Genomic DNA, 12727 nt, shown 5'->3' with positions numbered 1-12727 from the left:
GCATCGCCGGGGACAATGTGGGGCTGCTGCTGCGCGGTATTGGCCGCGACGAAGTGGAGCGGGGGATGGTGGTGGCAGCGCCGAAGAGCATCACGCCGCACAAGAAATTCAAGGCGGAAGTGTATGTGTTGAAGAAAGACGAAGGCGGGCGGCACAAGCCGTTCTTCAACGGGTACCGGCCGCAGTTCTACATTCGGACGACGGATGTGACGGGGACGATACAGTTGCCGGAAGGCGTAGAGATGGTGATGCCTGGCGACAATGTGAACATGGTGGTGGAATTGCTGAAGCCGGTAGCGTTGGAGCAGGGCAGCAAGTTCGCCATTCGCGAAGGTGGTTTGACGGTGGGCGCTGGCGTGGTCACCGAGATTCTGGACTGAGGTAGAAGTCATGGCGAAACAACGCATTCGCATCCGCTTGAAGGCCTACGACCATCGGGTCTTGGACCAGTCGGCTAAACGCATCGTGGAAGCCGCGGAACGCACGGGCGCGCGGGTTGTGGGACCGGTGCCCCTGCCCACCAAAATCGAGCGCTTTACCGTGCGCCGCTCGACCTTCATCGACAAAGATTCGCACGAGCATTTTGAAATTCGCACCCACAAACGGCTGATCGATGTGCTGGACCCGGATGCCAAGACCATCGACATGCTGATGCGGTTGAACCTTCCCGCGGGTGTGGATATCGAGATCAAGCTGTAACGCCGTTGCCTGAATTGGCGCGGAAAACGTGGACAGCCTGCTTCACATCGGGTAAAATTGGCAGGCTTTGCGAAGCCTGAGCCGCTGGGGAGGGCGCGTGTGCGTGTCCTCCCCAGCGAAGCGCCGGGCAACAAAGCCTTGAAAGAGGTCACAGCAGCGGGGCAGCCCGCTGGTGGGCGGTTCCCCCTGAGTAAGAGCAGGGTCGGGCCGCGAGCGCACAGAAAACTGCGATTTCGCTCGCGACGCTCTGCTGACTGCTGAGGGGCGGGATGATGCGGCTCAAGCCCAGGCCGACAGTCCCGAGAAACTTTGGTGTAAAGGAGAACAACCGAGATGTTCAAAGGGCTTATTGGAAAGAAGATCGGCATGACCCAGATCTTCAATGAAGACGGCGCGGCGATTCCCGTGACGCTCATTGAGGCTGGGCCTTGCTACGTTACCCAGGTGCGCCGCCCGGAGAAAGATGGCTACTCCGCGGTGCAATTGGGTTTCCAGGAAGTCAACCCCAAGCGGTTGACCGGCGGCCAGTTGGGCCACCTGAAGCGGGTGGGCGTGCCGCCGCTGCGCTATTTGCGCGAATTCCGGGTAAAAGACCCGGACGTCGAGGAGGGGGATACGGTGACGGTGGAGCGCTTCGCTGTCGGTGAGCGGGTTGATGTCATCGGCACCAGCAAAGGCCGGGGTTTCCAGGGCGGTGTGAAGCGTTTTGGCTTCGGCGGCGGCCCCAAAACCCACGGTCAGTCGGATCGTTGGCGCGCCCCCGGTTCTCGTGGGGCGGGCTCGACCCCCGGCCGCACGATGAAGGGCAACCGCGGCCCTGGTCACATGGGCGCGAACCGCGTCACCGTGATGGGGCTTGAGGTGGTCCTGGTGGACCCGGAACGCAACCTGTTGGCTGTGAAGGGTGGTGTGCCTGGCCCCAAGGGCGGCCTGGTGCTCATCCGCGCGGCCCGGAAGAATTAGGGATTCGGAGCAGAGCCATGAAAGTGGATGTGTATAACATGGAAGGGCAAAAGGTGCGCGAGGTGGAACTCCCCGCCGCCATCTTCGAGGCCCCCATTCGGCCTGATTTGATGCACCAGGCTTACGTGCGGCAGATGGCGAATGCCCGCTTGGGCACGCACAGCACGAAAGGACGCGGTGAGGTTTCCGGTGGTGGGCGCAAACCGTGGCGCCAAAAAGGCACCGGCCGGGCTCGGCAGGGTTCCATTCGCTCGCCTCAGTGGGTCGGCGGCGGCAAGGTGCATACCCCAAAGCCCCGCAAGTACACGCTGGATATGCCCAAGAAGATGCGCCGCGCGGCGCTGCGTTCCGCCCTTTCGGTCAAGGCGGCCGAGGCGAATGTGGTCGTGGTGGAAGATTTAGACTTCCCTGAGCCGAAAACGCGCCGCATGGCCGAGGTGTTGCAGAACCTGGTGGGCGAGGAGGCCAGCGCGCTGATTTTGCTTCCCGAAAGCCCCAAGGCCAATGAGCAGTGGGAGAACGTTGCCCGCTCGGCGAACAACCTGCCTTACGCTAAAACCTTGGTGGCTCACTATCTCAACATCCGTGACCTCCTGGGCTACGACAAGGTCGTGATGCCGCTGGCGGCGTTGGATGTCATCGCCGCATTCCTGGGTTGAGGAGGGCGAAATGACCACGATTTATGATGTATTGCGTCGCCCGATTATTACCGAAAAGTCGAACTACCAGCACACGCACCTCGGGCAATATGTCTTTGAGGTTGCCGAAGACGCCACCAAGCCGATGATCAAAGAGGCGGTGGAAACCTTCTTCAACGTGACGGTGGAAAAGGTGCGGGTGATGAACATGCCTGCCAAGCAGACGCGCCGCTGGCGTAACCGCCGCATGGGCATTCGCCGGCGCGGGTACAAAAAAGCCATTGTGACTTTGGCCCCCGGTGAGACGATCGACCTCTTTGAAGGGGTGAAGTGATGGGTATCAAGAAATATAAACCAATTACGCCTGGCCGTCGCGGGATGCTGGGCTACACTTTCGAAGAAATCACCAAGACCAAGCCGGAGCGCTCGCTGATCGAGCCCCTCAAGAAGCACGCCGGGCGCAACGTTTACGGCCGGGTCACGGTGCGGCACCAGGGCGGCGGCAACAAGCGCTACTATCGCATCATCGACTTCAAGCGCGACAAGCGCGGCATCCCTGCAAGGGTGGCCGCGATCGAATATGACCCCAATCGCACGGCGCGCATTGCCCTGCTGCACTACGCCGATGGGGAAAAGCGCTACATCATCGCCCCGTTGGGCCTGCAGGTAGGCGATACGGTGCTGGCCGGGCCGGAAGCCGAAATTCGCCCCGGCAACGCGATGCCGATTGCCAACATCCCCACGGGCACGATGATTCACAACATCGAGCTGTACCCTGGCCGCGGCGGGCAACTGGTGCGCTCGGCGGGGTCCTCGGCGCAGTTGCTGGCTAAGGAAGGTGACTACGCTCACATCCGCCTGCCTTCGGGCGAGGTGCGGTTGGTGCGGCAGGAATGCTACGCCACCATCGGCCAGGTGGGCAATGTGGAGCACAGCAACATCAAGTTGGGCAAGGCCGGGCGCAAGCGCCACATGGGCATTCGCCCCACGGTGCGCGGTTCGGCGATGTCGCCGCGCGACCATCCCCACGGGGGTGGTGAAGGCCGCCAGCCCATCGGTTTGCCCGGCCCCAAATCGCCGTGGGGTAAACCGACCCTGGGCGCCAAGACGCGCCGCAACAAGAAGACCGATAAATACATCGTGCGCCGACGCAGCAAGAAACGCCGCTAAGCGCGTGGGTTTGGTTGGAGGTTGAAATATGGGACGTTCCCTGAAAAAAGGGCCTTACGTAGCCCCGAAGTTGCTCCGCAAGATTGAGGAAATGAACGCCCGCGGTGAAAAGAAAGTCATTCGCACCTGGAGCCGCGCGAGCACCATCTTCCCCCAAATGGTCGGCCACACGATTGCCGTGCACAATGGCCGCCGCCATGTGCCCATCTACATCACCGAAAACATGGTCGGGCACAAACTCGGCGAATTTGCGCCGACGCGGACTTTCCGTGGGCATATCGTAGAAAAGAAGAAGAGGAGATAGGCCATGGCGATCGATGTCCGCGCAAAAGCGCGTTATGTTCCCGTCTCGCCTTTCAAAGCCCGCCGGGTGATCAACCTGGTGCGGGGGAAGGACGCCGACGAAGCGCTGGAAATGCTGCGCTTCATGCCGCACAGCGCGGCGCGTCCGGTGTACAAACTTATCGCTTCGGCTATCGCGAACGCCGAAGAGAACTTCGGTTTGAACCGTGAGGACCTTTACATCTACCGCATCTTTGCAGATGAAGGCCCTACCCGCAAGTGGCGACGCTTCGGCGCGCGGGGGCGCTTCAAGCCCATTCTCAAGCGCTCCTCGCACATCACCGTGATTCTGCGCGAGCACGAAGAGGAATAGGAGTCATTTATGGGTCGCAAAGTACATCCGATTGGCTTTCGTCTGAAGATCAACAAGACCTGGGAAGGCCGCTGGTTCGCGGAAGGGCCGCAATACCGGGAGCAACTGCACCAGGACCTGGCTATCCGCCGCCTGATTCGCGAGCAGGCACCGCGGGCAGGGATTTCCCGCATTGAAATCGAACGTTTCCCGGCCAAAGTGAAAATCACGGTGCACACGGCCAAGCCGGGCATTCTGATTGGCCGCAAAGGCGCCACCATCAAGCAACTGCGCACCTCGTTAGAGGGCCTGGTGGGCTCGAAGGTGGATGTGGACATCAACGAAATCAAGGTTCCTGACCTGGATGCCTACCTGGTGGCGCACAACATCGCCGACCAGCTCTCGCGCCGGGTGAGTTACCGGCGGGCGATGCAGCGGGCGATTCAGCAGGCCATGCGCCAGGGCGCCAAGGGCATCAAAATTCAGGTATCGGGCCGCCTGGCGGGTGCAGAGATGGCACGCACCGTGTGGCTGCGTGACGGTCGGGTGCCGCTGCAAACCCTGCGGGCCGATATCGACTATGCCAAGGCGGAAGCCCTGACCACTTACGGCCGGATCGGCGTGAAAGTGTGGATTTACAAAGGTGATGTGCTGCCCGAGGTGGAAGAAGAAGCGCCGGTTGCCACCGAAGGCGTGTATGTGAGCGAGTAGTCTCGGCGGTTCCCGCCGCGAGAGGAGTAGAAACCATGTTGATGCCTAAACGCGTCAAATACCGCAAGCAGATGCGCGGCCGCATGAAAGGCAAGGCGCTGCGGGGTGCAGAGGTGCACTTCGGCGATTACGGCCTGCAGGCCCTGGAGCCGGGGTGGATTTCCGCCCGCCAGATCGAAGCCGCCCGCCGTGCGATGGTGCGCCATATGCGCCGCCGTGGGAAAATCTGGATTCGCATCTTCCCCGACAAACCGGTCACCAAAAAGCCGGCCGAAACCCGCATGGGTTCCGGTAAGGGGAACGTGGAATTTTGGGTGGCGGTGGTCAAACCGGGACGGGTGATGTTCGAAATCGCCGGTGTGCCCGAAGCCGTGGCAAAAGAGGCGCTGCGCCTGGCTTCCTATAAACTCTCGGTGAAGACCAAGATCGTCGTCCGCGAAGGGTTGGAGGAAGCATGAAAGCCTCAGAGATTCGCAAACTTTCCACTGAGGAAATCGAAGCGCGGCTGGCCGAGGCGCGGGAAGAACTGATGCACCTGCGTTTTCAGAAGACAACCGGTGAGTTGGTCGATACCAACGCCCTGCGTCGGACCCGCCGCCAGATCGCCCGCTACCTGACCATCTTGCGGGAGCGGGAATTGGAAGCATTTGCCGAGGAAGGTGAAGCATGAACAAGCGTCGGCGACTTACGGGTGTCGTGATTTCCGACAAGATGGACAAGACGGTCGTGGTGCGGGTAAGCCGTGCTTTCCGGCATCCGCTCTACAAGAAGGTCGTGCGCACGCACAAGAAATACAAGGCCCACGACGAACTGGGCGCCCAGGTAGGCGACCAGGTGCGCATTGTGGAAAGCCGCCCGATTTCCAAAACCAAGCATTGGGTTGTGGAAGCCATCGTGCGGCGGGCGCGCGGCAATGAAGACGTCGTGGCCGAGCAGGAGGCCGAAGCATGATTCAGCAAGAATCGCGCTTGAAGGTTGCCGATAACACCGGCGCCAAAGAGATCCTGGTGATCCGCGTGTTGGGCGGTTCCAAGCGCCGCTATGGCCGCGTGGGCGATGTGGTGGTGGCGACGGTCAAGTCGGCCACCCCTAACGGCTCGGTGAAGAAAAGCGACATCGTGCGGGCTGTGGTGGTGCGTTGCGCCAAGGAGTGGCGGCGCGAAGACGGTTCCCACATTCGTTTCGACGACAACGCCGCGGTCATTCTCGACAACGACGGCGTCAACCCCAAGGGCACCCGTATCTTCGGGCCGGTGGCGCGGGAACTGCGCGAAAAGGGCTTCATGAAGATCGTTTCCCTGGCCCCCGAAGTGCTGTGAGGAGTGTGAGCCGTGAAAGTGAAGATTCGTAAAGGCGACACCGTGTTGGTGATTGCCGGTCGCGACAAAGGCAAAAAAGGCGAAGTGATTCGGGTGCTGCCGCGCGAGCGTCGGGTGGTCGTCCAGGGTGTCAACATTCGCAAGAAGCACCAGCAACAGGTGCAGGCCCAGGGCCAAACCATCACGCCGGGCATCATTGAATTTGAAGCCCCGATTGATATTTCCAACGTCATGCTGGTGTGCCCGAAATGCGGGGAAGCCACCCGCGTGGGCGTCCATCGTACCGAAGGCATTGCGGAACGCTATTGCAAGCGCTGCGGTGCGGTGATTGAATAGGCCGGTAAGGAGACGAACCATGATGCGTTTAGAGGAAAAGTACCGAAATGAAGTGGTGCCGGCCTTGATGAAATCGTTGGGGCTGGACAACATCATGCAAGTGCCGCGCATTACCAAGGTGGTGGTCAACATCGGCCTGGGCGAGGCGTTAGATAATGCCAAAGCATTGGATTACGCCGTCCAGGATATTGCCACCATCACCGGTCAGAAGCCCATCATCACCAAAGCGCGCAAGAGCGTGGCGGCATTCAAACTGCGCGAAGGGCGGGCCATTGGCGTCAAGGTCACCCTGCGTGGCGACAAGATGTGGGCCTTCCTCGACCGGTTGATGAACGTCGCCCTGCCCCGGGTGCGTGACTTCCGCGGGGTTTCCCCCAACGCTTTTGACGGGCGGGGAAACTACACCTTGGGCCTTCGGGAACAACTCATCTTCCCGGAAATCGACTACGACAAAATCGACAAAGTGCGCGGCATGGAAATCACCATTGTGACCACAGCCCGCAACGACGAAGAAGGCCGTCAATTGCTGACCCTGCTGGGTATGCCGTTCAGGAAGGAAGGGTAGTTATGGCCAAGAAGTGCATGATTTACCGCGAACAGCGCCGGAAGTACCCCACCCGTGTGCGCAATCGCTGCCGTATCTGTGGCCGCCCGCGCGGTTATATGCGCAAGTTTGGGGTGTGCCGGATTTGTTTCCGCGAATTGGCCTTAGAGGGTAAAATCCCCGGCGTCACCAAGGCTTCTTGGTAGTCGGGCGGAGGTGGTAACGATGACGATGACCGATCCCATTGCGGATATGTTGACGCGCATTCGCAACGCGCAAATGGCGGGGCATACCCAGGTGGAAATGCCCAGTTCCAAGATGAAGGTGGCCATTGCCCGCATTCTCAAAGAAGAGGGCTACATTGACGGCTACCAGGTGCTGCAAGACAAAGACCGCCCCAGCCACAAAACGTTGCGGATTCGCCTGAAATATGTTGGGGAACGCCGTCAGCGGCGCCCTGTCATCGAAGGCCTGGAGCGGGTGAGCAAACCCGGTCGCCGGGTTTACGCGGGCAAGGCCGAATTGCCGTGGGTGCGTTCCGGCCTGGGGATTGCGATTGTGAGCACCCCTAAAGGCGTGATGACCAGCGAGCGGGCCCGAAAGTTGGGCGTCGGCGGCGAAGTCATTTGCAAAATCTGGTAAATTTCACCATTTCGGAACGACCTGGCGCGCCTGCGCGACGCCAGTGGCCGAAAGGAGGTTGAGCGTGTCTCGTATTGGACGTTTGCCCGTACCTGTGCCGGATAGCGTGCAGGTAGAAATCAAGGGCTCGCACGTGCGGGTGAAGGGGCCGAAAGGCGAACTGGCCCACACCTTCCCCGCGGCGATGAAAATTACCTACAAACCGGAAGAGAAAGCCATCACCGTGGAACGCCCGTCGGATGAGCGTCAGCACCGCGCCTGGCACGGGATGACCCGCGCCCTCATCAACAACATGGTGGTGGGCGTCAGCCAGGGCTTTGAAAAAGTGTTGGAAATCCACGGTGTGGGCTACCGGGCCGAAATGAAAGGCAAAGACCTGGTGCTGCATGTTGGCTTTTCTCACCCGGTGCCGGTGACCCCGCCGGAAGGCATTGAGTTTGAGGTGGATACCAAATCCCGCCCGATGCGCATCATCGTCCGGGGCTACGACAAACAGCGGGTCGGCCAGGTGGCCGCGGATATCCGCAAGGTGCGCCCGCCGGAACCCTACAAGGGCAAAGGCATTCGCTACGCGGGCGAGGCGGTCCGCCGCAAGGCTGGCAAGGCCGGCAAGGTGTAGGAGCGAGGTTGAAAATGGCTAAGAAAACCCGACGAGAGGCACGAATTCGGCGCCACCTGCGGGTGCGCAAAAAGATCCATGGGACGCCGGAACGCCCGCGGTTGAACGTCTTCCGCAGCCTGGGGCACATCTACGCCCAGGTCATCGACGATGAAGCGGGGCGCACCCTGGTGGCGGCTTCCACCATCGACAAGGAACTGCGCGCCCAGATGGAAGGACTGAACAAGACCGAACAAGCCCGGCTGGTGGGCAAGGCAATTGCCGAGCGCGCCCTGGCCGTCGGCATCAAAACGGTGGTGTTCGACCGTGGTGGTTATCAGTACATCGGCCGTGTGAAAGCCCTGGCCGACGGTGCCCGCGAAGGCGGCCTGGAATTCTAAGGCGAGGAGAACGTTATGGCTCAGTATCAACCTGCTGCACAGGCAGAAGACGAACTGGAAGAGCGCACCGTTGAAATTGCCCGCGTGGCGAAAGTGGTCAAGGGCGGTCGGCGGTTTACTTTCCGCGCGACGGTTGTGGTCGGCGACCACCGCGGCCGGGTGGGCATTGGCATTGGCAAGGCTGGCGCCGTGCCCGATGCGGTGCGGAAGGCTTCCGAACGCGCCCGCCGTAACCTCAAGAAAATCAACCTCTACGACACCACCATTCCTCATGAGGTGATCGGCGAAGTGGGCGGTGCCCGGGTGCTGCTGAAACCGGCTTCCCCCGGTACGGGCGTGATCGCTGGCGGCGGTGTGCGCGCCGTGCTGGAAGCCGTAGGCGTCCGCGACATCCTCACCAAATCTTTGGGAAGCAACAACCTGCTCAACGTGGTCAAGGCCACCATGCAGGCCTTGGAGCAACTCAAATCGGTGGAAGAGGTCGCCAAAGTGCGCGGCAAGAAACCTGAAGAGGTGCTGCCCTTCTGGGACCGGAGGAACAAGCGCCATGACTAAGCAGAAAACTTTGCGCATTACCCTGGTGAAAAGCCCGATTGGTTACAACAAGCGCCAGAAAGGCACTTTGCGGGCGCTGGGTTTGCGCCGAATGCACCAGACTGTGGAACATGAAGACAACCCCGTCATTCGGGGGATGGTGGCGAAGGTGCGCCACCTCGTCCGTGTGGAGGAGAGTGCGTAGCCATGAAACTGCATGAATTGCGACCCAACCGCGGCGCAAAGCGGAACCGCAAGCGCGTGGGCCGGGGCATCGCGGCCGGGCAGGGTAAAACTGCTGGCCGCGGCACCAAGGGCCAGGGCGCGCGCGCGGGCGGCGGCACCCGCCTGTACCATCAGGGCGGCAACCTGCCGTTCTTCCGCCGTTTGCCTTTCAAGCGCGGCTTTACCCCCATCAACCGCGTGGAATATAACGAGGTGAACCTGGAGCGCCTGGCCGATTTCCCCGCAAATAGCGAAATTACCCCTGAGGTGTTGGCCGAAAAAGGCTTCCTCAGCAACCCCAGGAACCCGGTGGTGATTTTGGGGCGGGGTGAAGTCACGGTGCCCCTCAAAGTCAAAGCCCACCGCGTGAGCAAGAGCGCCCGGGCCAAAATCGAGGCCGCAGGCGGCTCGGTGGAAATTATCGCTTCCTAAGCCTCTGGGCGACCCTTGACCGAAGGAGCCTTGCATGAAACGATCGGCTTGGCGCTACCTCTGGATGGCCCCCGACCTGCGCCGCAAACTGCTCATCACCATGGGCATTTTGCTGCTCTACCGCCTTGCAGCGCACGTGCCTGTGCCGGGCGTGGACCACGCCGTCTTGAAGAGCATCCTCAATGCGGGTGGCTCTCAGGGCGCTTTCGTGGGCCTGCTCGACCTGCTTTCCGGCGGTACGGTTTCGCAGTTCTCGGTGCTCGCGATGGGGGTATACCCCTACATCACCGCGCAGATTATTCTGCAAATCCTCGTCCCCATCATCCCTTCGTGGAAAGCCCGGATGGACGAGGACCCGCGGGAAGGTCAGAAGTGGATGGAGCGCTGGACTTACATCCTCTCCATTCCGATGGCAGCCTTGCAGGCCCTGGGGCAGATCAGCCTCTTCTCGGCCTTTGCAGGCGGCCGGCCAGTGCTGCGGCACTTTGGCTGGAGTGGCGCTGACCTGATCCCCACCCTGACGGTGATTATCGCCATGACGGCCGGGACGATGTTCGCCATCTGGTTGGGCGAACTGATTTCCGAATACGGGCTGCGGAACCAGGGGCTTTCCCTCATCATCTTCGCGGGCATTGTGGCTCGGATGCCGTTCAACTTTGCCCGCCTCATGAGCGATGCTCAACACCGGTGGGCTTACCTCACCATTTCCATTGTGGTGACGGTAGCGACCATCTTCCTGATTGTGTTTGTGCAACAAGGGCGGCGCAACGTGCCGGTGATGTACCCCGGCCGACGCATTGGCACCCGCATGTCCATGCCGGTCAAGGGCACCTTCCCGCTGATGGTCAACCTGGCGGGCATGATCCCGCTCATTTTCGCCCAGTCGTTGTTGGCGTTGCCGGGCATTTTGTCGGGCTTTTTCCTGAAATCGAGCACGGCGTGGGTTTCCAGCCTGGCGGTGACGATGCAGCGGGTGTTTGCGCCCACCAGCCCGTGGTACTGGTTTACCTATTTCCTGATGGTGGTGCTGTTCACCTTCTTCTACACCGATGTGCTCTTCATGCAGCAGAACTATGGTGAGCAGTTGAAACGCTCGGGTGCGAAGATTCCGGGCGTGCCGCCCGGGGAACGCACCCAGCAATATCTGATGAGCGTGCTGCGTCGCATTACGCTGCCGGGTGCGCTTTTCCTGGGCTTTGTGGCCGTGCTGCCTTACCTGTTGACCCTGTTGGTGCCGGGGCTGGCCGCAGCCGGGCAATCGGGCTTAATGTTGATTTCCTCGGCCGGGTTGCTGATCGTGGTTGGTGTGGTGCGCGACATTTTCTTCTTCATTGATGCCGAACTGCGGCTGCACGGCTACACGGATACGCTCCTCGTGCGTTAGTGCATCCCAGGTCGGCTGCCTGCCGACCGCCTTCTGACCCTGGAGGTTTGCTGTGTCGGTGTTCATCGTGCTGCTGGGTGCGCCGGGCGCAGGCAAAGGCACCCAGGCCAAGATCCTGGCCCAAAAAACCGGCCTGCCGCACATTTCGTCGGGCGATATCTTTCGCGAGAACCTGAAAAACCAGACAGAACTCGGTAAAGTGGCACAGCAATACATGGAAAGAGGCGATCTCGTGCCCGACGATGTCACCATCGCCATGATTCGGGACCGCCTTTCCCGCCCTGACTGCGCCCGCGGCGCCATTCTCGATGGCTTCCCGCGCACCCCGGCTCAGGCCGAAGCCCTCGATGCCATGCTGGCTGACCTGGGTGGCAAAGTGGGTGTGGTGCCGTTCATCAAAGTGCCGGAAGACGAACTTGTGGAACGCCTTTCCGGGCGGCTGATTTGCAAAGCCCAGGGGCACATTTTCCACAAGAAATTCAACCCGCCGAAGGTGCCGGGCGTGTGCGATTACGACGGCTCGGAACTTTACCAGCGGGAAGATGACAAGCCCGAAGTGGTGCGCAACCGTATTCGGGTGTACCTGGAACAAACCATGCCGTTGGTTGCTTATTACCGGCAACGCGGCTTGCTGGTCGAAATTGACGGCACGCAGCCCATCGACCAGGTGACGGAAGCCCTCTGGGCTGCACTGCCGGAGGAAGCAAAGCGCGTATGAGCTGGGACCGCCAGATCGTGCTCAAAAGCCCGCGTGAGATCGAAATTATGCGGGAAGCCGGGCGCATCAATGCCCTTGCCTTGCAGGCCGTGCGGGAAGCCGCCCGTCCGGGCGTGACCACCGCCGAACTGGATGCCGTGGCCGAAGAAGTCATCCGCAGCCACGGCGCCATCCCGGCCTTCAAAGGCTACCCCGGGCCATACCCCTACCCGGCGACCATCACGGTGAGCATCAACGACGAACTGGTGCATGGCATTCCCAGCAAGCAACGCAAACTGCGTGAAGGAGACATTGTCTCCATTGACTGCGGTACGATTTACAAAGGTTACGTTGGAGACTCGGCGTTCACCATGGGCATAGGAGAAATCTCTCCCGAGGCCCAGCGGTTGTTAGAAGTGACGGAGCGGGCGCTTTACATCGGCATCGAGCAGATGCACCCGGGCAACCGCGTTGGGGATGTCTCCGCGGCAATTCAACGCTATGTGGAATCCCACGGCTATCATGTGACCCGCGAATACACCGGCCACGGTGTGGGGTGCGAAATGCACGAAGGCCCCTCGGTGCCTAACTACGGTACGCCGGGCCGCGGTGTGATGCTGCGGGTGGGCATGGTCATTGCCCTGGAACCCATGGTGTTGATCGGCACCCCCAAGACCCGCGTCTTGCCCGACAAGTGGACGGTAGTTTCCGCCGACGGCAGCCTGACCGCCCACTTCGAACACACTGTGGCTATCACAGAGGATGGCCCTGACATCCTCACGGTAGTCTGACCGCCTTCT

25 protein-coding genes are annotated in these 12727 nt (G+C 60.9%); all 25 read left to right on the top strand.

Annotation, left to right across the window (positions count from 1 at the left end):
- Positions 1–380, top strand: a 380-nt coding sequence (tuf, locus tag ENJ54_11570; GenBank protein ID HFC10474.1) for an elongation factor Tu, incomplete at its 5' end; no start/stop codon positions are given.
- Positions 381–390: 10 nt separating this feature from the next.
- Positions 391–699, top strand: a complete 309-nt coding sequence (locus ENJ54_11565) for a 30S ribosomal protein S10 (protein HFC10473.1) — start codon at positions 391–393, stop codon at positions 697–699.
- A gap of 333 nt (positions 700–1032) precedes the next feature.
- Complete coding sequence (locus tag ENJ54_11560) at positions 1033–1662, top strand: 50S ribosomal protein L3 (protein ID HFC10472.1); 630 nt, start codon at positions 1033–1035, stop codon at positions 1660–1662.
- 17 nt (positions 1663–1679) lie between these two features.
- Positions 1680–2321 carry a 50S ribosomal protein L4 gene (locus tag ENJ54_11555; protein HFC10471.1) on the top strand — a complete coding sequence of 214 codons (642 nt, stop codon included), beginning with the start codon at positions 1680–1682 and terminating at the stop codon, positions 2319–2321.
- 10 nt (positions 2322–2331) lie between these two features.
- A complete protein-coding gene (locus ENJ54_11550) occupies positions 2332–2634 on the top strand; it encodes a 50S ribosomal protein L23 (protein HFC10470.1) in 303 nt (100 codons plus the stop codon).
- Positions 2634–3470 (top strand): 50S ribosomal protein L2, encoded by an 837-nt coding sequence (locus ENJ54_11545; protein ID HFC10469.1) that lies wholly within the window; start codon positions 2634–2636, stop codon positions 3468–3470. The genes ENJ54_11550 and ENJ54_11545 overlap by 1 nt, the downstream gene beginning before the upstream one ends.
- Before the next feature lie 28 nt (positions 3471–3498).
- A complete protein-coding gene (locus ENJ54_11540) occupies positions 3499–3774 on the top strand; it encodes a 30S ribosomal protein S19 (GenBank protein HFC10468.1) in 276 nt (91 codons plus the stop codon).
- Between the two features lie 3 nt (positions 3775–3777).
- On the top strand, positions 3778–4125 hold the full coding sequence (locus tag ENJ54_11535) for a 50S ribosomal protein L22 (GenBank protein HFC10467.1): 348 nt from the start codon (positions 3778–3780) through the stop codon (positions 4123–4125).
- A gap of 9 nt (positions 4126–4134) precedes the next feature.
- Positions 4135–4815, top strand: coding sequence for a 30S ribosomal protein S3 (locus tag ENJ54_11530; protein ID HFC10466.1), 681 nt, complete (start codon positions 4135–4137; stop codon positions 4813–4815).
- 35 nt (positions 4816–4850) lie between these two features.
- Positions 4851–5273, top strand: a complete 423-nt coding sequence (locus ENJ54_11525) for a 50S ribosomal protein L16 (GenBank protein ID HFC10465.1) — start codon at positions 4851–4853, stop codon at positions 5271–5273.
- Positions 5270–5485, top strand: a complete 216-nt coding sequence (locus tag ENJ54_11520) for a 50S ribosomal protein L29 (protein HFC10464.1) — start codon at positions 5270–5272, stop codon at positions 5483–5485. The genes ENJ54_11525 and ENJ54_11520 overlap by 4 nt, the downstream gene beginning before the upstream one ends.
- Positions 5482–5766: a 30S ribosomal protein S17 gene (locus tag ENJ54_11515; GenBank protein ID HFC10463.1), complete on the top strand. Its 285-nt coding sequence runs from the start codon at positions 5482–5484 to the stop codon at positions 5764–5766. Before ENJ54_11520 ends, ENJ54_11515 begins: the two co-directional genes overlap by 4 nt.
- A complete protein-coding gene (locus ENJ54_11510; GenBank protein ID HFC10462.1) occupies positions 5763–6134 on the top strand; it encodes a 50S ribosomal protein L14 in 372 nt (123 codons plus the stop codon). Before ENJ54_11515 ends, ENJ54_11510 begins: the two co-directional genes overlap by 4 nt.
- Positions 6135–6146: 12 nt before the next feature.
- Positions 6147–6470 (top strand): 50S ribosomal protein L24, encoded by a 324-nt coding sequence (locus ENJ54_11505; GenBank protein ID HFC10461.1) that lies wholly within the window; start codon positions 6147–6149, stop codon positions 6468–6470.
- Between the two features lie 19 nt (positions 6471–6489).
- On the top strand, positions 6490–7035 hold the full coding sequence (locus ENJ54_11500) for a 50S ribosomal protein L5 (GenBank protein HFC10460.1): 546 nt from the start codon (positions 6490–6492) through the stop codon (positions 7033–7035).
- Positions 7036–7037: 2 nt separating this feature from the next.
- Positions 7038–7220, top strand: a complete 183-nt coding sequence (locus tag ENJ54_11495) for a type Z 30S ribosomal protein S14 (GenBank protein HFC10459.1) — start codon at positions 7038–7040, stop codon at positions 7218–7220.
- A 19-nt stretch (positions 7221–7239) separates the two neighbouring features.
- Positions 7240–7656 (top strand): 30S ribosomal protein S8, encoded by a 417-nt coding sequence (locus ENJ54_11490; protein ID HFC10458.1) that lies wholly within the window; start codon positions 7240–7242, stop codon positions 7654–7656.
- 64 nt (positions 7657–7720) lie between these two features.
- Positions 7721–8275: a 50S ribosomal protein L6 gene (locus ENJ54_11485; GenBank protein HFC10457.1), complete on the top strand. Its 555-nt coding sequence runs from the start codon at positions 7721–7723 to the stop codon at positions 8273–8275.
- A 14-nt stretch (positions 8276–8289) separates the two neighbouring features.
- Positions 8290–8655 (top strand): 50S ribosomal protein L18, encoded by a 366-nt coding sequence (locus ENJ54_11480; protein HFC10456.1) that lies wholly within the window; start codon positions 8290–8292, stop codon positions 8653–8655.
- 15 nt (positions 8656–8670) lie between these two features.
- Positions 8671–9210, top strand: coding sequence for a 30S ribosomal protein S5 (locus ENJ54_11475; GenBank protein HFC10455.1), 540 nt, complete (start codon positions 8671–8673; stop codon positions 9208–9210).
- Positions 9203–9394 (top strand): 50S ribosomal protein L30, encoded by a 192-nt coding sequence (locus tag ENJ54_11470; GenBank protein HFC10454.1) that lies wholly within the window; start codon positions 9203–9205, stop codon positions 9392–9394. The genes ENJ54_11475 and ENJ54_11470 overlap by 8 nt, the downstream gene beginning before the upstream one ends.
- A gap of 2 nt (positions 9395–9396) precedes the next feature.
- A complete protein-coding gene (locus tag ENJ54_11465) occupies positions 9397–9846 on the top strand; it encodes a 50S ribosomal protein L15 (GenBank protein ID HFC10453.1) in 450 nt (149 codons plus the stop codon).
- Between the two features lie 64 nt (positions 9847–9910).
- A complete protein-coding gene (secY, locus tag ENJ54_11460) occupies positions 9911–11230 on the top strand; it encodes a preprotein translocase subunit SecY (protein ID HFC10452.1) in 1320 nt (439 codons plus the stop codon).
- A 58-nt stretch (positions 11231–11288) separates the two neighbouring features.
- Positions 11289–11948: an adenylate kinase gene (locus ENJ54_11455; GenBank protein HFC10451.1), complete on the top strand. Its 660-nt coding sequence runs from the start codon at positions 11289–11291 to the stop codon at positions 11946–11948.
- Positions 11945–12718 (top strand): type I methionyl aminopeptidase, encoded by a 774-nt coding sequence (gene map, locus ENJ54_11450; GenBank protein ID HFC10450.1) that lies wholly within the window; start codon positions 11945–11947, stop codon positions 12716–12718. Before ENJ54_11455 ends, map begins: the two co-directional genes overlap by 4 nt.
- The last annotated feature ends 9 nt before the right edge of the window (positions 12719–12727 follow it).

The organism is Chloroflexota bacterium, assembly GCA_011322445.1.
Classification (GTDB): Bacteria; Chloroflexota; Anaerolineae; order Anaerolineales; family DRMV01; genus DRMV01.
The sequence above is the reverse complement of the archived record's forward strand: the minus strand, read 5'-3'. Positions and strand labels throughout refer to the sequence as shown.